The 22,439-nt window shown below is 74.6% G+C and carries 20 protein-coding genes; 16 read left to right on the top strand and 4 right to left on the bottom strand.

Going from position 1 to position 22,439, the window contains the following annotated elements:
• The first annotated feature begins 66 nt into the window (after positions 1–66).
• On the top strand, positions 67–867 hold the full coding sequence (locus HDA31_RS14805) for a hypothetical protein (RefSeq protein ID WP_178062715.1): 801 nt from the start codon (positions 67–69) through the stop codon (positions 865–867).
• A gap of 49 nt (positions 868–916) precedes the next feature.
• On the opposite strand, the gene HDA31_RS14800 is transcribed toward HDA31_RS14805, so the two are convergent.
• Entirely contained in the window at positions 917–1,501 is a 585-nt protein-coding gene (locus HDA31_RS14800) for a hypothetical protein (RefSeq protein ID WP_178064772.1), read from the bottom strand.
• Between the two features lie 207 nt (positions 1,502–1,708).
• On the opposite strand from HDA31_RS14800, the gene HDA31_RS14795 reads away from it, so the two are divergent.
• The 8 genes from HDA31_RS14795 (at position 1,709) to HDA31_RS14760 (ending at position 10,979) form a co-directional block, all read left to right on the top strand.
• The gene (locus HDA31_RS14795) at positions 1,709–2,995 is read left to right on the top strand and encodes an efflux RND transporter periplasmic adaptor subunit (protein ID WP_178064773.1); all 1,287 of its coding nucleotides are present in this window, start codon (positions 1,709–1,711) and stop codon (positions 2,993–2,995) included.
• A gap of 70 nt (positions 2,996–3,065) precedes the next feature.
• Entirely contained in the window at positions 3,066–3,830 is a 765-nt protein-coding gene (locus tag HDA31_RS14790) for a response regulator transcription factor (protein WP_178067410.1), read from the top strand.
• Positions 3,827–5,446 (top strand): sensor histidine kinase, encoded by a 1,620-nt coding sequence (locus HDA31_RS14785; RefSeq protein ID WP_178064774.1) that lies wholly within the window; start codon positions 3,827–3,829, stop codon positions 5,444–5,446. Before HDA31_RS14790 ends, HDA31_RS14785 begins: the two co-directional genes overlap by 4 nt.
• Before the next feature lie 46 nt (positions 5,447–5,492).
• A complete protein-coding gene (locus HDA31_RS14780) occupies positions 5,493–6,716 on the top strand; it encodes an efflux RND transporter periplasmic adaptor subunit (RefSeq protein WP_178064775.1) in 1,224 nt (407 codons plus the stop codon).
• Positions 6,716–7,456 carry an ABC transporter ATP-binding protein gene (locus HDA31_RS14775; RefSeq protein ID WP_043963511.1) on the top strand — a complete coding sequence of 247 codons (741 nt, stop codon included), beginning with the start codon at positions 6,716–6,718 and terminating at the stop codon, positions 7,454–7,456. Before HDA31_RS14780 ends, HDA31_RS14775 begins: the two co-directional genes overlap by 1 nt.
• The gene (locus HDA31_RS14770) at positions 7,453–8,646 is read left to right on the top strand and encodes an ABC transporter permease (protein ID WP_178064776.1); all 1,194 of its coding nucleotides are present in this window, start codon (positions 7,453–7,455) and stop codon (positions 8,644–8,646) included. Before HDA31_RS14775 ends, HDA31_RS14770 begins: the two co-directional genes overlap by 4 nt.
• Positions 8,647–8,676: 30 nt before the next feature.
• Complete coding sequence (locus HDA31_RS14765) at positions 8,677–9,282, top strand: hypothetical protein (protein ID WP_178064777.1); 606 nt, start codon at positions 8,677–8,679, stop codon at positions 9,280–9,282.
• A 119-nt stretch (positions 9,283–9,401) separates the two neighbouring features.
• On the top strand, positions 9,402–10,979 hold the full coding sequence (locus HDA31_RS14760; protein WP_178064778.1) for a Na+/H+ antiporter: 1,578 nt from the start codon (positions 9,402–9,404) through the stop codon (positions 10,977–10,979).
• A 25-nt stretch (positions 10,980–11,004) separates the two neighbouring features.
• Here HDA31_RS14760 and HDA31_RS14755 read toward each other — a convergent pair whose 3' ends face one another.
• The 3 genes from HDA31_RS14755 to HDA31_RS14745 form a co-directional block, all read right to left on the bottom strand.
• The gene (locus tag HDA31_RS14755; RefSeq protein WP_178064779.1) at positions 11,005–12,369 is read right to left on the bottom strand and encodes a lanthionine synthetase LanC family protein; all 1,365 of its coding nucleotides are present in this window, start codon (positions 12,367–12,369) and stop codon (positions 11,005–11,007) included.
• A 75-nt stretch (positions 12,370–12,444) separates the two neighbouring features.
• Entirely contained in the window at positions 12,445–13,473 is a 1,029-nt protein-coding gene (locus HDA31_RS14750) for an ABC transporter ATP-binding protein (RefSeq protein ID WP_178064780.1), read from the bottom strand.
• Entirely contained in the window at positions 13,457–14,503 is a 1,047-nt protein-coding gene (locus tag HDA31_RS14745) for an ABC transporter ATP-binding protein (RefSeq protein ID WP_178064781.1), read from the bottom strand. The genes HDA31_RS14750 and HDA31_RS14745 overlap by 17 nt, the downstream gene beginning before the upstream one ends.
• Positions 14,504–14,683: 180 nt before the next feature.
• On the opposite strand from HDA31_RS14745, the gene HDA31_RS14740 reads away from it, so the two are divergent.
• From HDA31_RS14740 to HDA31_RS14710, 7 genes are read left to right on the top strand one after another with little or no spacing between them, the layout of a single operon-like run.
• Positions 14,684–15,892 (top strand): dipeptidase, encoded by a 1,209-nt coding sequence (locus HDA31_RS14740; RefSeq protein WP_074476047.1) that lies wholly within the window; start codon positions 14,684–14,686, stop codon positions 15,890–15,892.
• Positions 15,892–17,481, top strand: a complete 1,590-nt coding sequence (locus HDA31_RS14735; RefSeq protein ID WP_178064782.1) for an ABC transporter substrate-binding protein — start codon at positions 15,892–15,894, stop codon at positions 17,479–17,481. Before HDA31_RS14740 ends, HDA31_RS14735 begins: the two co-directional genes overlap by 1 nt.
• A 4-nt stretch (positions 17,482–17,485) precedes the next feature.
• Complete coding sequence (locus HDA31_RS14730; protein WP_178064783.1) at positions 17,486–18,451, top strand: ABC transporter permease; 966 nt, start codon at positions 17,486–17,488, stop codon at positions 18,449–18,451.
• Entirely contained in the window at positions 18,448–19,329 is an 882-nt protein-coding gene (locus tag HDA31_RS14725) for an ABC transporter permease (protein ID WP_178064784.1), read from the top strand. The genes HDA31_RS14730 and HDA31_RS14725 overlap by 4 nt, the downstream gene beginning before the upstream one ends.
• Position 19,330: 1 nt before the next feature.
• Positions 19,331–20,500 carry a M24 family metallopeptidase gene (locus HDA31_RS14720; protein ID WP_219825060.1) on the top strand — a complete coding sequence of 390 codons (1,170 nt, stop codon included), beginning with the start codon at positions 19,331–19,333 and terminating at the stop codon, positions 20,498–20,500.
• Between the two features lie 31 nt (positions 20,501–20,531).
• Positions 20,532–21,383: an alpha/beta fold hydrolase gene (locus HDA31_RS14715; protein ID WP_178064785.1), complete on the top strand. Its 852-nt coding sequence runs from the start codon at positions 20,532–20,534 to the stop codon at positions 21,381–21,383.
• Positions 21,367–22,347 carry an Lrp/AsnC family transcriptional regulator gene (locus HDA31_RS14710; RefSeq protein WP_178064786.1) on the top strand — a complete coding sequence of 327 codons (981 nt, stop codon included), beginning with the start codon at positions 21,367–21,369 and terminating at the stop codon, positions 22,345–22,347. Before HDA31_RS14715 ends, HDA31_RS14710 begins: the two co-directional genes overlap by 17 nt.
• Positions 22,348–22,439: the final 92 nt, after the last annotated feature.

Here is a 22,439-nt window from a genome sequence, read left to right as displayed (position 1 = left end):
GATCCCGTCGGGTGCCGGGCGGCGGGTCGGCCCGGACGGGGCGGCCGTGTGGTCCACAATGGCGCGATGAGCGTGGGGGAGGGCGGGGCGACCGGCCGTTGGCCCGGTGGCGGGGCGGCCGGGTGGAATGTGCCGGCCGCCCCGGCTCGCGATGCGATCACCGCGCCGGCCACCCTGGACTACTACCTGGTCCATCCGGGCCCGGCCGGCGGTGAGCCGCGCGGGCGGGCGGAGGGTCTGGTCGTCGAGGAGTTCGAGTATGCGGCGGACCACTCGGCGGCGTGTCTGCACAGCGCCGCGTGGACCCCGCAGGACGGCGGCTGGTGGAGCTCGGCGGACTTCAGCCGGACCATGCGCCTCGACGCCGCCCTGCGCCGCCGGGTGGTGGCCGTCGCCCGGCCGGACGCCGCAGCCGCCTACCACGAGCTCGGCGGCGGCGACCTGCCCGACGAGGGGACGCTGCGCGGCCACTTCCACGACGCCGCGCCGCTGGCCACGGCACCGCTGCGGCTGACGCCCGGACACCCTGCGGCCGGGCCGGGCGAGACCCGGGTCTACCGGGTGCTGTTCGCCGACGCCCTGGGGCCGGACGGCCTGGCGCACCTGCGCGCCACGTGGCGGATGACCGTCGCGGGCGACGCGGGCGACCCCGGGGCCCGGGTGCTCGGCGTCGCCCGGCGGCGGGTCGGTGACGACGCGTTCACCTGGCACCTGCGCCGCATCGGCGCGGGCGGGCCGTGGTGCCTGGACCTGACCGTCGACCTGGCCGGCGGTCGGGACGACACGATCCGGCCGATGCTGCGGGAGCTGACCACGACGCTGCGGATGCGAGGACTGCTGCCCGTCACCGTCGAACGCTTCTCCTGACCGCCCGGCGGGTGCGCGCCGGGCGGCCAGGAGGGCGGGCGGCGGCGGCTCAGGACGCCGGCGACGGGCTGACCGCCGCGCACGCGGCCAGCGCCTCGGTCGTCTTCGGGTCGCCGGAGTCGATGTCGGCGGGGTCGACGCCCCGGTTGCTCAGGCAGGTGCGGTAGGCGGCGCGGCGACCGTCGTCCTGCCCGCCCCCCGGCGCGCCGGAGCCACCCGGCCGGGCGCCCGGGCCGCCACTGGGCCGCACCGAGGCGCACGCCTGCTGCGCCTTCTCCCACGTGGCCTCGTCGACGCCGTCGGGGCGTCCCAGGCCCGGTCCGCCGCGTCCCGCGCCCGCCGAGGCGTCCGGCCGGGCCGAGGGACGCGCGCTGCGCAGGCCGGACGGCCGGGCCGTCGGGAAGCCGGACGGTCGCGCCGTCGGGAAGCCGGACGGCCGCGCGCCGCCCGAGGGCAGGGTGACGCCGTTGTCCTGGAGGCAGTCCCGGTAGGCGGCGAAGGCGTTCTGGCCGCCCTGCCCGTTGTCGCCGGCCGGATCCGCCGCGTCGTCGGTGCCGGCGCAGGCGGTCGACAGCGCCAACGCGGCGACGGTCAGCGCGGCCGCGAGCAGGCGGCCTCTTCCAGACAACGACATGCGAAACTCCTCAACCTTCTCCGGGGCCCGTCCAGGTAACCGGGCCCACCTCACCGGCCGCTCGGTCCCGGCTCGGAGTTGCCTCGGAGTCCGCGCCGCACCACGGCGACGGCCCGTCGGCGCGGCAACCCGCCGGGGGGGCGTTCCCAGGCAACTCCGAGCTGAGGCCGAGCCGGTGCCGAGCCGTGGTGGGCAGACTGGCCGCCCATGGGAGACGGCCTGAACCGACGGTGGCGCACCCGGCGTGCGCGTCGGGTCGTGGCGGGCGGCGTCGCCCTGCTCCTGATCGTGGCCGGCGGCGTGTGGCTGCTGGCCACGAACGCCGATCCGACGCCCGCCCGCCCGTCGACCGTGGCCGTCGACCGGGGCCCCGTCGCCGTCGAGGTGGCCACCTCGGGCACCGTGGCGCCGGCGACCACCCGCGCCCTGGGCTTCTCCGTCGTCGGCACGGTGCAGACCATCTCGGTGCGGCCCGGCGACGTGGTGCGGGCGGGACAGCCGTTGGCCGCCGTCGCCGACGACGACGCCGCCGTGGCCGCCGAGGCGGTGGACGAGGCCGAGGACGACCTGACCGAGGCGCGGGACGCGCTCGACCGGGCCCGCGAGGACACGGCCGACGGGGCGACCGGCTGCCCGACCGGTGCCGGCGTACGACCGGTCGCCCTGCGCTCGGCCACCGCCACCGCCACCGCGACCGCGCCGACTCCCGGTGCCTCCGCCAGCTCCGCGACCGCCTCCCCGACGCCGACGGCCACCAGGTCGACGCCCGCACCGACGGCCACCGGCGGCCGGTCGGCCCGCCCGTCCGCGTCCGGCCCGTCCGCGTCCGGCCCGACCGCGCCCGCGCCGGGCGGCACCTGCGCCGGCGGCGGCGCGGCCGGCGCCGCCGACCCGATCCTGCAGGCCCAGCGCCGGGTCAACCAGGCCGAGGCGAGCCTCGCCGAGGCGCGGGAGACGCTGGCCGGCACCACGATCACCGCGCCGATCGCCGGCACGGTCCTGTCCGTCGCCGGGAAGGTGGGCAGCGAGGTCGGCCGGGGCAGCACCTTCATCACCCTCGCCGACACGTTCGCGATGCAGGTCGAGGCCAGGTTCCCCGAGGCCGACGCCGTGGCCCTGGCGGTCGGGCAGCAGGCGACGCTCACCCTCCCCGACCGGCCCGACCGCACCTTCGCGGCGACCGTCGTCCAGGTCGACCCGGTCGGCGTCAGCGACGGCAGCCTGGTCCGCTACGGCGTCGTGCTCTCCTTCACCGAGGCGCCGCAGGACCTGCTCGTCGGGCAGAGCGCCGCGGTGACCGTCGAGACCGCGGCCGTGGCGGACGCGGTGCGGGTGCCGTCCACGGCCGTCCACGACGTCGCCGACCGGACCGGCACCGTCCGCGTCGGCGTCGAGGGCACGCCGCGCACCGTCACCGTCGGGCTGCGGGGCGGCCGGTTCACCGAGGTGACCTCCGGTCTCACCGTCGGTGAGCTGGTGCTCCGCTCCTGGTGACAGCGGGGACACAGCTTCCGCACAGGGCGCGTGGAGCAGCCTCCGGTAGGCAGTGGTGGTGCGAACCGACATTCTCCGGCCACCTACCGGACGGACCGCCACGGCCGTCGACGGCGCCTGCGCCGCGCGGGTCCTCGTGGTCGACGACGAACCGAACATCTCCACGCTGCTCGCGGTCACCCTGGGGCTCGTCTCGTACGAGACCCGGGTGGCCGCCAGCGGCCGGGCGGCGCTGGCCCTGGTGGAGGAGTTCGACCCGCACCTGGTGGTCCTCGACGTGATGCTGCCCGACGTGGACGGTTTCGAGGTCGCCCGCCGGCTGCGCGCGGCCGGCCGGCCGGTGCCGGTGCTCTTCCTCACCGCGCGGGACACCGTGGAGGACCGGGTGACCGGGCTGGTCGTCGGCGGGGACGACTACGTGGCCAAGCCGTTCAGCCTCGAGGAGGTGGTGCTGCGCATCCGGGCCATCCTGCGGCGCAGCCACCCGGAGCAGCCGGCGGCCGCGCCGCCCGCACCCCCGCCGCCGGCCGTCCTGCGCTACGCCGACCTGGAACTCGACGACGACGCGCACGAGGTGCGCCGGGCCGGTCGTCCGGTCGACCTGTCGCCGACGGAGTTCCGGCTGCTGCGCTACCTGCTCACCAACGCCGGGCGGGTGGTCAGCAAGGCGCAGATCCTCGACCGGGTCTGGAACTACGACTTCGGCGGGGACGGGCGCATCGTCGAGTCCTACGTCTACTACCTGCGTCGCAAGATCGACAAGCTCGGGCCGCCGCTGATCCACACCGTGCGCGGCGTGGGGTACACGCTGCGGCTGCCGCGCGGCGACGAGTGAGCCGGCGGCCGATCCGCCCCTGGGCGCACTGGACGCTGCGGTCCCGGCTGGTGCTCCTCGTCGGAATCCTCGCCACCCTGGCCCTGCTGGGGGCGAACGCCGCCGGGCTGGTGCTGCTGCGCGGCTACCTGGTGCAGCGGGTCGACCAGCAGCTCACCGGGCTGGCCCGCCCCTTCACCGACGCCCCGCGCGCCACCTCCGGGTTCCCGGCCGGGGGCGCGACCACCGGCGGGCCGCGCAACCCCGGCCGGTTCGCGCGCCTCGGGCCGGACCAACTGGTCGTCCACTACCGGGCCGACGGCGCCCGGGACCCCGAGCGCAGCAGCACGCCGTCGGCCGCCGCGCCCGATCCCGGCCCGCTGGCCGAGGTGGCGGCGCGGGCCCGGGCCGGCCGCCCGTACACCGTCGCCGGCGACGGGGACGCGTGGCGGCTGCTGGCGGTCCCGGTCGGCGACGGCGGGGAGGTCGTGGTGCTCGGCGCGTCCCTGGCCGAGGCGGAGCGGACCGTCGACCGGCTCGTGGTGATCGACGCCGCGGTGACCGGCAGCGTCCTGATCGTGCTGGGCCTGCTCGCCGCCTTCGTGGTCCGCCTCGGGCTGAGCCCCCTGACCAGGATGGAACGCGTCGTCGCGGGCATCACCGGCGGCGACCTGGCCCGCCGGCTGCACGACACCGACCCGCACACCGAGCCCGGCCGCCTCGGCGCGGCGGTGAACCTCATGCTGGACCGGATCGGCACGGAGATGACCGCCCGCGCCGCGGCCGACCGCCGGCTGCGCCAGTTCGTCGCCGACGCCTCGCACGAGCTGCGCACCCCGCTGACCTCGATCCGGGGCTTCGCCGAGCTGTACCGCCGCGGCGGCGCCCCGCCCGGACCGGCCCTGGACGAGGCGATGGGCCGGATCGAGGCCGAGGCCGCCCGGATGGGGGTGCTCGTCGAGGATCTGCTGCTGCTCGCCCGGCTGGACCGCCACCGCGCCCCGGTGCTGCGCCCGGTCGACGTGTTGGAGGTCGCCGCCGACACCATCCGCGACGCGCACGCCCGCGCCCCGGGGCGGCGGGTCCGGCTGACCACGCTCACCGAGGACGACGAGACGTTCGAGCCGCCGACCGTGCTCGGCGACGAGCACCGGCTGCGCCAGGTCGCGGCGAACCTGGTCGGCAACGCCATGCAGCACACCGGGCCGGGGGCGCGGGTGACCGTCCGCATCGGCCGGCTGCCCGCCGCCGTGGCCGGCCCGCCGCCCGCGCCGGCCCGGGGCGGCGTGGTGGTCCGGTCCGGGCCGACGCCCGCACCGCCCGCCGGCGGGCTGGCCGTGCTGGAGGTGCACGACGACGGCCCGGGCATCCCCGCCGAGCACGCCACCCGGGTCTTCGAGCGGCTCTACCGCGCCGATGCGAGCCGGGGCCGGGGCGACGGCGGCGGCTCCGGGCTCGGCCTGTCCATCGCGGCGTCGATCGTGCACGCCCACGGCGGCTGGATCGAGCTGCACAGCGGCCCCGGGGCGGGCACAGCCTTCCGCGTGCTGCTGCCCGTCGCCGGTTCCCCGGCGGAGGGCGACCGGCCGGCGCGGCCGGTCCGCGACGCGCCGCCGCCGACTCCGAGCCAGCTATGAGGTGACGTCGAAGATCCTCCGAGGCGGGGCCGCCAGGATCCCCTCCATGCGTGCACGCCTGCCGGCGGCCCTGCGCCGGCCCACCGTGGCGGTCAACGCCGTCCTGACCCTGTTGCTGGTCGGCGGCGGCACCTGGGCCTGGCTGTCCGTGCGCGGCGACGCGTCGGCGCGGGCCGGGACGACCGGCGGCACCCGGACGGTCCAGGTCTCCCGGGGCACGGTGACCGCGACGGTCACGGCGGACGGTTCGCTGGAGAGCGCCGCCACCGCCACCGCCACCTTCGCCACGGCCGGGACGGTCACCTCGGTCGCGGTGACCGTCGGCCAGAAGGTACGCAAGGGGCAGCTGCTCGCCGAGGTCGACCCGGCCGACGCCCGGCGCGACCTGAAGATGGCGCAGGCGAACCTGGACGCGGCGGAGGACGCGCTGGACCGGGCGCGGGACGCCGGCTCCGACACCGCCACGGCGGAGAACGAGGTGACCCAGGCCGAGTTGGCCGTCGACGAGGCCGAGGCCGCGGTGGAGGGCACCCGGCTCACCGCGCCGATGGCCGGCACCGTCGTCGCCGTCAACGGCACCGTCGGCGGCCCGTCCGGCGGCTCGTCGGGTTCCGGCTCCTCGGGTTCCGGGTCACCGGGCTCCGGCTCGTCCGGGGCCGCCTCCGGCGGGTCGTCCGGCGCCTCGTCCGGCTTCGTCGACCTCGCCGACCTGTCGAAGCTCCAGGTCACCGCCGCGGTCGCCGAGGCCGACGCCACCCGGCTCAAGGCCGGCCAGCCGGCCACCGTCACCTGGAACGCCCTGGACGGGGCCACCGCCACCGGTGCGGTGCGGGCGATCGACCCGCAGGCCACCACCGCCAACGGCGTGGTCACCTACGGGGTCACCCTCGGCGTCGCCGACCTGCCCACCGGGGCCAGGCCGGGGCAGACCGTGCGGGTGGCCGTCGTGACCGGCACGGCCGAGAACGTGCTGCAGGTCAACTCGGCCGCGGTGAGCGGCAGCGGCGACCGGCGGATCGTCACCGTCCTCACCGACACCGGCCAGGAGACCCGGCGGGTGCAGGTCGGCCTGGCCGGCGACCGGGCCTACGAGATCACCTCCGGGCTCACCGAGGGGGAGCGGGTCGTGCTGCCCGAGACCAGCACCTCCGGCACCAGCGGCGGCCTGACCGGCGGCGGGGGCCGCTTCCCCGGCGGCGGAGGCTTCCCCGGCGGCGGTTTCCCCGCCGGGGGACAGGGCGGCCCCCGGGCCGGCACCGGGACCCGCTGATGGAGCCCCGGACCACGCCGCGCCGTCCGGTCCTGGACGTCCGCGCGCTGACCAAGGTGTACGGCGAGGGCCCCGCCGCCGTCCACGCGTTGCGCGGGGTGTCGCTGACGGTGGACGCCGGCGACTACGTGGCGATCATGGGCTCCTCCGGGTCCGGCAAGTCCACCCTGATGAACATCATCGGCTGCCTCGACGCGCCCTCCGGCGGCAGTTACCTGCTCGACGGCGTCGACGTCGGTCGCCTGGCGGACCGCCAGCTCGCCCTCGTGCGCAACCGGCTCATCGGGTTCGTCTTCCAGGCGTTCAACCTCATTCCCCGCACCAGCGCGGTGGCCAACGTCGAGCTGCCGCTGGCGTACGCGGGCGTGCGGGCGGGGCAGCGGCGGCGACGGGCGCTCGCCGCGCTGGACGCGGTGGGGCTGGCCGACCGCGCCGACCACCACCCCAATCAGCTCTCCGGCGGGCAGCAGCAACGCGTCGCGGTGGCCCGCGCGCTGGTCACCGAGCCCGCGCTGGTGCTCGCCGACGAGCCCACCGGCAACCTGGACAGCCGCTCCACCGAGGACATCCTGGCCGTGTTCGACCAGCTCAACGCCGCCGGCAGGACGATCGTGCTGATCACCCACGAGCCGGAGGTCGGCGACCGCGCCCGGCGGCTGATCCGGCTTCTCGACGGCCGGGTCCGCTCCGACGAGCGCCAGGACCGCACGGGCCGGCACGCGGCGGTGGCCGGCCGATGACCGTCACCGAGACGATCCGGTTCGCCCTGCGCGGCGTGGCCGCCAACAAGCTGCGCTCGGCGCTGACCATGCTGGGCATCCTCATCGGCGTCGCCGCGGTGATCCTGCTGGTGGCCGTCGGCAACGGGTCGGCGCAGGCCGTGACCAGCCGGATCGAGGCGCTGGGCACCAACACCCTCACCGTGACCGGCGCCAGCCGCGGCTCGGGACCGGGCGGCCTGACCGTCGAGGTCGCCGACGCGCTCGCCGACCCGGTGCTCGCCCCCGGCGTCCGTTCGGTGTCCCCGCTGGCGACCACCTCCACGACGGTGACCTACGAGGGCGCCGACCACGAGGTCGCCCAGTTCGTGGGCACCCGGCCGGGCTGGTTCGCCGCGTCCAACTCGCCGGTGGCCGCGGGGGCCGCGTTCACGGCCGACGACGAGGCGCAGGGCCGCCGGGTGGTCGTCATCGGGCAGACCGTCGCCGACGAGCTGTTCGCCGGCCTCGACCCGGTCGGCCGGCAGGTCACCGCCGGTGGGGCCCTGTTCACGGTGGTCGGGGTGCTCGCGCCGAAGTCCTCGACCGGCTTCCAGGACGCCAACGACACCGCCGTCGCGCCGCTGAGCGCCGTGCGGGAGGTGCTCACCGGGTACGGGCCGATCAGCTCGATCCTCGTCGAGGCGGCCGACCCGGGCGAGGTGGACGCCGTGCAGGCCCAGATCTCCACGGTGCTCGCCCAGCGGCTGCCCGCCACCGGTTCGGCCAGCGCGCCGTACCGGATCCAGAACGCCGCGCAGCTGTTGCAGACCCAGACCGAGACGGCCGACACCTTCACCACCCTGCTCGGCGCGGTCGCCGCGATCAGCCTCCTGGTCGGCGGCATCGGGATCACCAACATCATGCTCGTGACCGTCACCGAACGGACGCGGGAGATCGGCATCCGCAAGGCGCTCGGTGCCCGGCGCCGGACGGTGCTGACCCAGTTCCTGATCGAGGCGACCTTGCTGAGCCTCCTCGGCGGGGCGCTCGGGGTGGCCGCCGCGCTGCTCGGGTCCCGGTTCACCATCGTCGGTGTCCGACCCGTGATCGTGCCCAGCTCCGTCGCGCTGGCCCTCGGCGTCTCCATCGCGATCGGCCTCTTCTTCGGCGGCCTGCCGGCGGCGCGGGCGGCCCGGCTGCGCCCCATCGACGCCCTGCGCTACGAGTAGGCCAGCGTGCCCGACAGGCAAGGATCGAACATGGACAACAGCGACACCGTCGTCTTCGCCCGGGTCGGCGGCGCCGCCACGGACCCGACCGGCCCGGCGGAGCCGGACGACGACCGCGCCCCCGCGTCGCCGGCCGCCGCGGGACCCGACGGCGACCTCACCGCCGCGCTGGCCGCGGCGGCTCCCCGCCGGTGGTGGAACCGGGGCACGCTGGTTCTCGGCGCGCTCGTGCTCGTCGTCGCCGGCTTCCTCGGCGGGGTGCAGGTGCAGCAGCGGTGGGGCGAGCCGGCGGGGGGCTCGGCGCGGGCCGGGGCGTTCCCGGGGGGCCTGCCCGGCGGGGCGGCCGGGCCGGGGCGCGGCCAGGGCGGCACCGGGCCGGGCGGGCAGCCGGGCGTCGCTGCGAGCGCGGCCGCGGGCAGCGCCACCGGCACGGTGACGCTCGTCGACGGGGACACCCTCTACGTCGAGACCGCAGACGGCACCGTGGTCACGGTCCGCACCACCGACGGCACGGCCGTGCGGACCACCCGGGCCAGCAAGCTGACCGCGATCAAGCGCGGCCAGACCGTCACCGTGCAGGGCGGCGCGCTCACGGACAACGCCATGACCGCCAGCTCCGTCACGGCCGGCGACTGACCCTGCCCGATAGGTCCGTTTTCCCCTCCTGTCCGCGCCCGCCGTAGAACCATGTGGGGGCGGGCAGGCGCCTCCGACGCCGTACGGCCGCACCGGACGTACGACGCGGAGGGGTCGACGTGGAGGGGCTCGTCCTGATCGTGGTGCTGGCGGCCACCGTGCTCGTCGGCACCACCATCGGCGGGCGCTACCGGGTCGCCCCGCCGGTCCTGCTCATCGGGATGGGCGCGCTGCTGGCGCTCGCCCCGCCGCTGTCGGACGTGGTCCTCGAACCGGACGTGGTGCTGCTGCTGTTCCTGCCCGCGATCCTCTACCGGGAGAGCCTCACCATCAGCCTGCGGGAGATCCGCGCCAACCTGACCGTCATCGCCCTGCTCGCCGTGGGTCTGGTCGCGGTCACGATGGTGACGGTGGCGCTGGTCGCCCAGGCGGCCGGCGTCGAGGGGCCGGCGGCGTGGGTGCTCGGTGCGGTGCTGGCCCCGACCGACGCCGCCGCGGTCGCCGGCCTGGCCAAGCGGATGCCCCGTCGCTTCCTCACCGTCCTGCGCGCGGAGAGCCTGATCAACGACGGCACCGCGCTCGTCCTCTTCGCCGTCGCGCTCGGCCTGATCACCGGCAGCGCGCCGCCGGGGGCGCTGCCGCTCGTCGTACGCGTCGGCGGGTCGTTCCTCGGCGGTGTCGCGGCCGGGCTGGTGACCGGGGTGGTGGTCGTGCTGATCCGCCGCCGCCTCGACGACCCGCTGCGCGAGGGCGCGCTCAGCGTGCTCACGCCGTTCGTCGCGTTCCTGGCCGCCGAGGAACTGCACTCCAGCGGGGTGCTCGCGGTGGTGGTCGCCGGTCTGGTGCTCTCCTTCGCCGGTCCCCGGGTGATCCGGGCGCCCTCCCGGGTGCTGGCCTACGCCTTCTGGGACCTCACCACGTTCCTGATCAACGGGGGCCTGTTCGTCCTGCTCGGCATGCAGATCCCCCGTGCGGTGCGCGGGGTCACCAGCACGTCGGCGAGGCAGGCGCTGCTCATCGCGGTGCTGGTCGCCGGCACCGTGCTGGCGACCCGGATGGCCTGGCTGCACCTGTCGGCGTACCTGTTGCCGCTGGTCGACCGCCGCAAGTCGCAGCGGGCCCTGCGGGTCGGCTGGCGGATTCGCACGGCCGCCGGGTGGGCCGGCTTCCGCGGCGCGGTGTCCCTGGCCGCGGCCCTCGCGGTGCCGCTGTCCACGCCGGCGGGGGAGCCCGTCCACGAACGGGACCTGATCATCTTCTGCACGGCGCTGGTGATCGTCATGATCATGCTGGTGCAGGGCACCACCCTCCCGCTCGTGGTCCGCTGGGCGGGCCTCGTCGGCGACCAGCAGCGCGCCGACGAGGTGCGGATGGCCCGGCTGCGGGCCACCGAGGCCGGGCTGGCGGCGCTGCCGGAGGCGGCCGACCGGCTGGGCGTGCACCGGGACGTCGCCGACCGGATCCGCAGCGACTACCAGGACCACCTCGACGACATCCGCGCCGCCGAGCAGGGCGAGGCCGCCGAGGCGGCCCGCGACCTGGAGCGCCGGCTGCGGCTGGCGGTCCTGGACCGCAAGCGGCGCGAGGTCACCCGGCTGCGCAACGCCAACGAGATCGACGACACGGTGCTGCGCGAGTTGCAGGCCGCGCTCGACATCGAGGAGATCCGCCTGCTGGGCCCGCCCACGCCCGAGTGAGCACCGGCCGGGCCGGGACGCGGCGTCAGGCCCCGTCCAGATCGGTCCGGACCGGCGTGGCGACGCCGAGCGGCCCGGGCGCGGCGCGCAGCCGACCCGGAACGGCCCACCACTGATCGGGCCGGTCGACGACCGGAGCGTCGAACCCGTCCCCGGTCACCCGGGCCAGCCGCAGCAGGAAGGCGGCGATGCCCGCGGCGCCCTGCATCCATCCCGTCCCGGGTGGCAGCAGCGGCGGGTCCTGGCGGTGCTCCACGAACCGCCAGCGGGCCCCGTCGTCGTCGCGGATCGCCCGCTCGACGAGCGCGTCGCCCATCATGCAGGCGGCGTCGCGCAACGGCCCCCGCACGGCCGGCTGGTCCTGTGCGACGTCCAGCAGCGCGTCGCCGACCCCGGCGGTGCCGCAGCAGCGGCCGTCGTTGTCCCAGAAGCCGGGGCGCAGCCGGCGCGGAACGCCGGCGGCGAGCACGGCGTGCAGGCAGCGCCGTCGCAGCTCACCCGTCCCGACGCCGCCGACCTGCGCCACCCCGGTGTGGGCCAGGGCGGCGAACAGGTACGAGGTCCCGGTCGGACCATGGCACCAGCCGTACGTGACCGGTTCGACGTCCCGTCGCGAGAACGGCAGGGTGTGCGGCACGACGAACCCGTCATCGTCGAGGGAGCCCACGGCGAGCAGGTGCCCGGCGCCTCGGCGGGCGGCGTCGAGGAAGTCGCCCCGGCCGAGTGCCCGCCCGGCGACCGCCAGTGCCGTGGCCACACCGGCCGTGCCGTGCGAGTAGTTCGGCGTGCTCGACGGGTGGCCCGGGCGGATGCGCCAGGCCAGTCCGCCGCCGGCCGGTTCGGCTGCCCGTAGCAGCGCCTCCCCGCCGGCGGACATGATCCCGTCGGCGAGGTCGCCGCCCGCCCAGGCGGCAGCCAGCACCACCCCGGCCGTGCCCATGATCAGGTCGGTGAGCGGACCGTCGTGTCCCGCCCCGACCGTCAGGGTCGTGTCCCACCCCGCTGGGGTACGCAGTTCGGCGAGCCGCTCCAGCGCGATCCGTTCCCGTCCCGGGGCGAGCAGCCGCAGCGCCACCACGTCCCCGGCCAGTCCGTCGCAGAACGACGGCTCGACGCGGACGGCCGCCATGGTCGACAGCCGGTCCGTGACGCCGGCCGCGAGGGATCGCTCCACGTCCGTCAGCGGGCGGTGCTGCCCGATCTCCGCCAGTACCGGGGCGAGTCCGGCGATCCCCGCGTACAGCGAGTCCCGGTCATCGGCGGGCCCGGCCGGCGACCCGTCATCAGGCACCGACACGGGAAGCCACGGCCCGTCGTCGTCCCGGATCTGCCCGAGCACCCACGTCCAGGCCGCCTCGCCCCACTCCCGGTACACCCCCGTGTCGGCCACGGCGTCACGCTAGCCCGTGCCGCGGACGACCGCTGACCCGATCCACCCGCCGACTCCCAGCATGGCGCGAGGGCGTCAGGCCCGGACCGGCACGCCGCCCGCGCCCTCCCGCAGCGCCAGGTCCGAGAGGTGGCAGGCGACCTCGCGGTCGGCGTCGCCCGGCGTCGGGCCGAGCACGGGCTGCACCTGCCCGCACTGCTCGCGGGCCAGCCGGCAGCGGGTGTGGAACCGGCAGCCAGGCGGCGGGTCGGACGGGCTGGGCGGGTCGCCGGCGAGCACGATGCGCCGGCTGCCGCCGCGCCGGCCCGTGGGGTCGACCACGGGGGAGGCGGACAACAGCGCCTGGGTGTACGGGTGGGCCGGCCGGGTGTAGACGGTCTCGGTGTCGCCGATCTCGGCGAGCCGCCCGAGGTACATGACCGCCGTGCGGTCGGCGACGTGCCGCACCACGGACAGGTCGTGGGCGATGAACACCAGGGCGATGTCCATCCGGCGTTGCAGGTCCCGCAGCAGGTTGACCACCTGCGCCTGGACGCTGACGTCGAGGGCGGAGACGGGCTCGTCGCAGACGAGGATCTCCGGCTCCAGGGCGAGGGCGCGGGCGATGCCGATGCGCTGGCGCTGCCCGCCGGAGAACTGGTGCGGATAGCGGTGCATCAGCTCCGGCGCCAGCCCGACGAGGCCGAGCAGCTCGGCGACCCGGTCGGCGCGGGCGCGGCGGTCGCCGCGGCCGTGCACCACGAGGGGCTCGGCGATCAGGTCGCGCACGCACATGCGCGGGTCCAGCGAGGTGTACGGGTCCTGGAAGACCATCTGCACCTGGCGGCGCAGCAGCCGCCGGTCCCGCCCCCGCACGCCGGTGATGTCGCGGCCCCGCACCACGATGCTGCCCGCGTCGGGGCGTTCGAGGCCGACCAGCAGCCGGGCCAGGGTGGACTTGCCGCAGCCCGACTCGCCGACGATGCCGAGGGACTCCCCGGCGTGCAGCCGCAGGCTCACCCCGTCGACGGCGCTGACCCGGGTGCGGCCGAGCCCGGCCCGGCCGGTGGTGAACGTCTTGCGCAGGTCCGTGGCGACCAGGACGGGTTCAGCCGGTGATGGCATGCGACAACTCCTCGGTGCGGTGGCAGGCGGCGGCGCGGCCGCCGGTGACCCTCAGCGCGGGGCGTTCGGTGCGGCACCGCTCGACGACCCGGTCGCAGCGGGGGTGGAACGCGCAGCCGGGCGGCTTGCGGGCCGGGTTGGGCGGGGTGCCGGGGATGGCGTACAGGTCGTCGCCGCGCTGGTGGGCCTGGGGCACGGAGCGCAGCAGGGCGTCGGTGTACGGGTGGGCGGGCGCGCCGAGGACCTCGGCGGTGGCGCCCGTCTCCACGACCCGCCCGGCGTACATGACCACCACCCGGTCGGCGACCTCGGAGACGACGCCGAGGTCGTGGGTGATCAGCAGGATGCCGACGCCGAGGTCCCGGCGCAGCCCGTTGAGCAGCTCCAGGATCTGCGCCTGGACGGTGACGTCGAGGGCGGTGGTCGGCTCGTCGGCGATGATCAGCTCGGGGCGCAGGGCGATGGCCATCGCGATGAGGATGCGCTGGCGCATCCCGCCGGAGAACTGGTGCGGATACTCGTCGACCCGGCGGGCCGGGGCGGGGATGCCGACCTGGGCGAGCAGGTCGACGGCGGCGGCGCGGGCCTGCTTGCGGGAGGCGCCGCGATGGGTGCGGAACAGCTCGCCGAGCTGGTCACCGATGCTGAGCACCGGGTTCAGGGCGGACAGGGCGTCCTGGAAGACCATGCTCATCCGGTTGCCGCGCACGGCCCGGCGGCCAGCCTCGGTGAGCGTGGTGAGGTCGGTGCCGCCGAGCGCGATCCGGTCGGCCTCGACGCGCACGGTCGGCGGGTGCAGCCCCATGATCGCCTTCGCGGTGACCGACTTGCCGGAGCCCGACTCGCCGAGCAGCGCGACCAGTTCGCCGGCGGCGACGTCGAGGTCGACGTCCACGGCGGCGGGCACGTCGCCGCGCCGGGTGGCGAAGGTCACGGACAGCCCGCGTACCGACAGGGCCTGTCCTCCTCCGTCCGGTGGGGCGGTGGTTGGGGCGTCTGGCTGATTCACCGCGGGCCTCCAGCTACGCATAACGGACGCCCGTGCCGGTAATCCCCGCTGTGACGGTCATCCGTGCCTGTTCCTGAACTGCATCTTGACTTCCGTGCCGAATCATTGCAACCCTCTAATCGGTCGCGCCGGTTCTGGGCGCCGACCCCGGCGGCCGCGCCCCTTCTTCGCGGGCCGCGAATCTGAAAGGGACCCACGCGGATGCTTGAACAGGCGAAGCGCTACACCGGCTACACGGCGTACGACTACCTGGAGGCCGGCAAGGACTTCAAGAAGTTCCGGTACGCCGAGCAGATCGGCCGGGTGCCGGCCTACGCCGGCCTCGACCTCTCCGACAGCCAGCGGGAACGCACGCAGCGGCTGCTGCGCGACGAGATCGTCATCTCGCTGCACGACCACGTCCAGGTCTTCCCCGAGGACATGGGCCAGCTCCGCGAGCACATCCGGGCCGGCCGCGAACCCACCGGCTACCTCGGCCTGTCCCGCTCCGGCATGACCGCCGTGTTCGACAACGGCATGGACGGCACCTGCTGCATCTCCAGCGACGCCGGCTGGAAGTACACCGACGTGCTGTTCGACCTCGGCGTGCGGATGGCCGACATCGCCCACCAGGACTACGTGATCAAGGCCGAGTCGCTCAAGGACATCTACCACGCCCACGAGACCGGCCGGCTCGCGCACGTGTTCGCCCTCGAAGCCGCCACCATGATCGAGAACGAGGTCGACCGCCTCGACGTGCTCTACGGCTTCGGCGTCCGGCAGATCGGCATCGCCTACTCCGAGGCCAACATGCTCGGCGGCGGCCTCAAGGAGCGCGGCGACGGCGGCCTGACCTACTTCGGCGAGCGGGCCGTCGAACGCATGAACAAGCTCGGCCTGGCCATCGACATCTCCCACTCCGGCGACCGCACCGCCATGGACGTGATCCAGAAGTCCACCAAGCCGGTGTTCATCACCCACTGCGGCTCCCGCGAGGTGTGGCCGACCAACCGGATGAAGCCCGACGCGGTCATCGCCGCCTGCGCCGAGCGCGGCGGGGTGCTCGGCCTGGAGGCCGCCCCGCACACCACCCTGTCCCCGGCCCACCCCCGGCACAGCCTGGAATCGGTCATGGACCACTTCGTCCACGCGGTCGACCTCATCGGCATCGACCACGTGGCCTTCGGCCCCGACACCCTCTTCGGCGACCACGTCGGGCTGCACGACGCCTTCGCGGCGAACCTGTCCACCAAGGAGGCCCACGGCCGCGTCGAGTACCCCAAGGTCGAGTACGTCGACGGCCTGGAGAACCCCGCCGAGTGCTTCTACAACATCATCGGGTGGCTCGTGGCCCACGACTACTCCGACGACGAGATCCGCAAGGTCATCGGTGGCAACACCATCCGCGTCCTCGAGGAGGTCTGGGTCTGATGCGTCTCCGCCTACCCCTCGTCGCCGCCACCGCGCTCGCCGCGGTGGCCGCGACGGCAGCCTGCAGCCCCAGCGCGCCGAGCGAATCGGCCGGCCAGGGCGGCGACAAGAACGCCACCCTCACCGTCGCCACCACCACCGACGTGGTCAACTTCAACCCGCTGCTGGGCAACAGCCGCACCGACGGCTGGATCACCAACCTGATGTACCCGCGGCTGCTCACCATCGACGCCAACGGCGCCAAGCAGCCGTACCTGGCCGCCGACCGCGGCTACAGCGACCCCACCACCGGCTTCTACGAGCTGCGCGGCGACATGAAGTGGAGCGACGGCACCGCCGTCAGCGCCGCCGACGTCGCGTACACCATCAACACGATCATGACGAAGAAGCCCGCCGGCAACGTCGTCTACGGCCAGCTCGCCAACGTCGAGTCCGCCTCCGCCCCGACGGCCACCCGCGTCGAGCTCAAGCTCAAGCGGCCCGACGCCACCGTCGTCGACGAGGTCGGCTTCTGGATGAACGTCGTGCCCAAGCACGTCTTCGAGAAGGCCCCCGACGCGGGCACCTTCGCCAACAACAGCGACTGGGTCAGCGCCGGGCCGTTCAAGCTCACCACCGTCGCCAAGGGCCAGAGCTACACCCTGGAACGGGTCACCCCGTACCCGATGGCCCCCGCCGGCACCCCCAACGTGGCGAAGGTCGTCTACCGGGTCTACCCCGACGTCAACACCGAGATCCTCGCCCTGCGCAACGGCGACGTGGACCTCATCGCCAACGCCCTGCCCCCGGCCCAGGTCAAGACCCTCCAGTCGACCCCCGGCGTCAAGGTCCAGGAGGTGCCGGGCCTCGGGTACGCCCACATGACGTACAACATGACCCGCAAGCCCCTGGACAACCTCAAGGTGCGGCAGGCCCTCGCCCACGCCGTCGACTACGAGGCCATCCGCTCCGTCGTGCTCCAGGGCCAGGCGGTCACCACCGGCTCCAGCCCCATCCCGCCGGTGCTCAAGGACTTCGTCAAGCCCGACCTCAAGGAGTACGCCTTCGACCCGGCGCTGGCCCGCAAGCTGGTCACCGAGTCCGGCGTCGGCACCCTGCGCCCGCTCACGATGATCTACTCGCTCCAGGACGCCGTCACCTCGCAGTGGGCGCAGCTGGTCAAGGACAACGCCGCCCAGGCCGGCATCACCATCGAGCTGCAGGGCATGGACCGCAACACCTACCTGGCCAAGACCGCCGCCGGCGAGTACGACATCTACGCCGGCAACTTCGCCATCATGGACGACCCAGCCACCAACATGGCCCTGACGTTCCTGCCCGACGGCGCCATCAACTACACCAAGGTCGACGACCCGGCGCTGAGCGCGCTGATCACCAAGGCCACCGCGACCACCGACAAGGCCGCCCAGAAGGACCTGATCTGGCAGGCCGCCACCCTCGTGCACGACAACGTCTACGACAACGTCATGTACATGCAGAACCTCTACGTCGCGCACAGCGACAAGTGGGACGGCTTCGTGGTCAAGCCCAGCGAGCTGCTGTCGGTGGTCGACCCGCAGTCCCTGGCGAACGCGCGGAAGGTCGGCTGAGCACATGCCACCGGTTGTCGGCTTCGTCGCGCGGCGGCTCGGACGGGCGGTCCTGACGCTCTGGTTCGCCACCACGATCACCTTCCTGCTGCTGCGGCTGCTGCCCGGCAACCCGGCGCTCGCCGTCGCCACCCCCAACATGACCCCGCAGACCCAGGCGATCCTGCTGCGCCAGTACGGCCTCGACGAGCCCCTGCTCGTCCAGTACGGCAAGTACCTGTGGCAGCTCGTCCAGGGCAACCTCGGGGTCTCCATCACCCAGTCCGTTCCGGTGACCGACGTGCTGCTGGAACGCCTCCCGTGGACCCTGCTGCTCACCGGGTCCTCCCTGCTGGTGACGGTCGCCGTCGGCATCCCCCTCGGGGTGCTGGCGGCGACCCGCCCCAGCGGCCTGCTCGACCGGCTCGTCCAGGTCGGCGGCGTCGTCGGCCAGTCGGTCTTCGTGCCCAGCGTCGCGATCGCCCTGCTGTTCCTGTTCGGCCTCCAACTGCGGTGGCTGCCCATCGGCGGCGCGTACAGCCCCGGCGTCTACGGCGGGCGGTGGTACCTCGACGTGGCCGCCCACCTGGTGCTGCCCTGCGCCAGCCTGGTCCTGGTGCAGCTCGGCTCCTACGTGCTGGCCCTGCGGGCCACCCTCATCGACTCCCTCGGCGAGGACTACTGCGTCCTGGCCACCGCCAAGGGCCTGCCCCACCGCAAGGTGGTGTGGAAGCACGCCCTGCGCAACGCGCTGCTGCCCACCACCACCCTGGTCGGCCTGCAACTGGGCTTCCTCGTGGGCGGCGCGGTGCTCACCGAGACCGTCTTCGCCTACCCGGGCATCGGCCGGGGCATCTACGAGGCGGTCACCCAGCTCGACTACCCCGTCCTGCAGGGCGCGTTCGTCCTGCTCGCCGCGACCGTCGTGCTCGCCAACGTGCTCACCGACCTGGCGTACGGCCTGCTCGACCCGAGGGTGAGGACCCAGTGACCGCCACCGGCATCGCCCTCGACCAGGTCGTCGCCGACGAGCCGACCGCCGCGAGCGCCACCTGGACCGCGTTCCGCCGCAACCCGCTGGGCCTGGCCTCCCTCGCCGTGCTCGCCGCCCTCGTCGTCGTCGCGGTCGCCGCCCCGCTCATCGCCGACTACCCCGGCGGCTACGGCCCGGCGGTGCTCACCCCACCGTCCGGGCAGCACTGGTTCGGCACCGACAACCTCGGCCGCGACATCTTCGCCGAGGTCGTCTGGGGCACCCGGATCAGCATGCTCGTCGCCGCGCTCTCCTCCGCCCTGGCCATCGTCATCGGCGTGCTCGTCGCGGTGCTCGGCGCGTACTTCCCGAGGGTCGACGCCGTGGTCGGCCCGGTCGTCGACCTGGCCCTGTCACTGCCCGTCCTGCCCCTGATGATCCTCGTCGCCGCCCTGGCCGGGCCCAGCCTCGCCACGGTGGTCGTGGTCATCGCCCTGTTCTCCTGGCCGGAGGTGGCCCGCGTGGTCCGCTCCCAGGCCCTGGCCGTGGTCCGGCTGCCCTACGTCGACGCCGCCCGGCTCACCGGCGGCTCCTGGCTGTGGATCATCCGCCGGCACCTGGTGCCCGCCGTCGCCCCCGTCATCGTGGTGTCGGTCGTGCTCACCGCCTCCCGGGCCGTGCTGTCGGCCGCCGGCCTGGCCTTCCTCGGCCTCGGCGACCCCAACAGCTGGTCGTGGGGCCGGATCCTCTACGAGGCCCAGCAGTCCGGCGCGATGTCCAGCGCCTGGTGGACCACCCTGTTCCCCTCGCTGGCGATGCTCGCCCTCGTCGTCTCCGCCACCCTCATCTCCATCGCCTACAACGACGCCCGCAACCCACGCACCCGGGAGAACTGACGTGCTGTCGACCCAACGGCTCCCCGTGGACTTCTACCGGTCGGTGCAGGACGACGTGCGCGCCGCCGCCGACCGTGCCGGCCTGGCCGCCGTCCTCACCGACCACCCCGACGACGTCGCCTACCTCACCGGCTTCTTCCACCACCCCTGCGAACGACCGGTGGCCGTGCTGCTGCCCGTCGACGGGCCCACCCGGCTGCTGCTGCCCGAGCTGGAGCGCGAGCACGCGCAGGCCCAGCACGCCGCCGCCGACCTGGTGTCCTACCCGGAGTTCCCCGGCCGCGTCCCGCCGTTCACCCACCTGCGCGACGTCGCCGGCCGGGTCGGTCACCCCGGCAGCACCGCCGCCGCCCGCGTCGCCGAGATCGCCCGGGACCTGCCCCGCGCCGCGCTGGAGATCGCCGACGTGGTCGGCACGGCCCGGCTGCGCAAGCGGCCCGAGGAGATCGCCCTGCACGCCGAGGCCGCCCGGATCACCGACCTCATGCTGGTCGCCGGCCGCGAGCTCGTCGAGCAGGCCCTCGCCGCCGGCGGCGAACTGCCGAGCGAGGCCGAGCTGGCCGCGCACGTCACCCGGGTCGGCACCACCACGATGTACGCCGACCACGCCGACGTCGTGGTGGTGCCCCTGCTCGCCGGCGGCCTCGTCTACGCCGGCCCCAACAGCGCCCACCCGCACGGCCTGCCCTCGGGCTACCGGCTGCGCCCCGGCGACACGTTCATGCTCTCTCTCGGCTGCGCCGTCGGCGGCCGGTACGTCGAGGGCGAGCGCACGTTCCTCCTCGGCGAGCCCAGCGCCGCGCAGCGCCGCTACTACGAGGCGGTGCGCGCCGCGCAGCAGGCCGGCACCGAGTTCCTCGGCCCGGGAGTGGTCTGCGCCGACGCCAACCGGCACTGCCTCGACGTGATCCGCGCCGCCGGCCTGGCCGGGTTCCTGCGCCACCGGCAGGGCCACGGCATCGGCCTCGGCATGCACGAGCCGCCCTGGCTGGCCGACGGCGACCCGACCGTCCTGGAGGAGGGCATGGTCGTCTCCAACGAGCCCGGCATCTACGTGCCCGGCCACGCCGGCTACCGCATCTCCGACTCGATGCTGATCACCGAATCCGGGGCCCGCCCCTTCACCAGCTACCCCCGTTCCCTCGACGACGTCGTCATCCCCGTCCCCTGAACCGTCGTCCCGTCCCCGAGGAGTGCCCACCGTGCGACTGCCGATCAACGGAAACGAACTGGAGGTGGAGGTCTTCGGCGCCGAGGACGCTCCGCTGCTCATCGCCCACCACGGCGCGCCCGGCCTGGGCTCCCGCGCCGAGCCCCGCGCCACGTTCCGGCCGTTCGCCGACACGTTCCGCGTCCTGGTCTTCGACGCCCGCGGCAGCGGCGTCAGCGAGGGCCGGCCGCCGTTCAGCCACGAGCAGTGGGTCGCCGACGTCGACGCGCTGCGGCGGTGGGCCGGCGCGGAGCGGTTCGTCCTGGCCGGCGGCTCCTACGGCGGCTTCATCGCCATGGAGTACGCGATCCGCCACCCGGAACGGCTCACCGCCCTCGTGCTGCGCGACACCTCCGCCGACCACGAGAACGAGAAGGCCGCCCGGCGTAACGCCGAGGCATCCACCCGTGTGAAGATCGACCCCGACAAGCTGGACCGCATCAACACCGGACGGGTGCGCGACGATGACGACCTGCGGGACTGCTGGCGGGAGATCCTGCCGCTCTACGACCACGTCTACGATCCGGCGGCCGTCGAGGCCAAGGTCGCGGCCACGTTCTACCGCTACGAGACGCACAACCACGCGTTCGCGGTGAACCAGCCCGCGTACGACATCAAGGCCGACCTGCACCGGATCACCTGCCCGACGCTGGTGACCGTCGGCCGCGACGACTGGATCACCCCGGTGGCCAGCAGCCAGACCATCGTCGACCTGATCCCCGACGCACGGCTGGTGGTGTTCGAGAAGTCGGGCCACTCCCCGCAGGTGGAGGAGGCCGAGCTGTGGCGCGAGACGGTACGCGCCTTCCTACGCGAGGTGGGGGCGGATGAGCAGCGGTCCTGAGCACCTGGACGAGCTGGACCGGCGGATCATCCTGGCGTTGCAGGCCGACGGGCGGGCCACCTGGACCGAGATCGCCGAGCGGTGCCAGACGTCGGTGACCACCGTGGCGCGCCGGGGCCAGCAGCTGCTCCGGGACGGCATCGTCCGGGTCGCGGTGATGCCCGACGTCGAGTACCCGGGCGCGGCGGACCTGTTCGTGCTGCGCATCACCTGCGAGCCGGGCACCCAGAAGCGGGTGCTGGCCCGGCTCGCCGACCGGGCCGACCTGCGCTTCCTGGCCCTGGTCACCGGCCCGGCGGACATCATCGCCGAGCTGAGCCTGCGGCGGGGCGACTCGCTGCACGCCCGGATCGTCGAGGAGATCCAGGCGATCGAGGGCGTGCAGCGCTGCGACACCGACCTGACCCTGCACGTCTACAAGGTCTCCCACGACTGGGGCCAGCAACTGGTCGTGCCGGGCACGCCCGACACCGTGGTCGAGGTGCACCAGTGCGCGCCGGGGCACTTCGACGCCGCCGACGAGAAGATCATCGACTTCATGCAGGAGGACGGCCGGGCCAGCTTCCGCGCGGTCGCCAAGGCCCTCGGCGTCGACGAGAGCACCGTGCGCCGCCGGTTCGAGGTGCTCCAGCGCCGGGGCTGCATCAGCGTGGTCACGCTGGTCTCCGCGCCGGCGCTCGGCTTCGAGTCCGAGATCATCTTCAACATCACCGTCGACCCGGCCCGCCTCGACACCCTCGCGCACGAGCTGGGCACCCACCGGGGCGTCCGGTACGTCGCGGCCACCCTCAACCGCAACGCGCTGTTCTGCGAGGTCATCCTGCCCACCACCGACGACGTGCACGCGTTCACCACCCGGACGCTCGGCCGCCTCGACGGGGTGCAGGGCTGGACGGCCAGCATGGTGCTGCTCACCATCCGGCGGGGCTTCGTCGAGACGCCGTGGTGGCGCGACAACGTCTGAGGTAGGCATTCGGGCAGGTCGAAGGCCTTTCCCGGCGGGGGAGGGGGGCCGATGTGGCGGGCGCGAGAGGACAGGGTAATGTTCTGCCCCGG

It is taken from the genome of Micromonospora carbonacea (assembly GCF_014205165.1).
Classification (GTDB): domain Bacteria; phylum Actinomycetota; class Actinomycetes; order Mycobacteriales; family Micromonosporaceae; genus Micromonospora; species Micromonospora carbonacea.
This window is presented reverse-complemented; position numbering and strand designations above follow the sequence as displayed.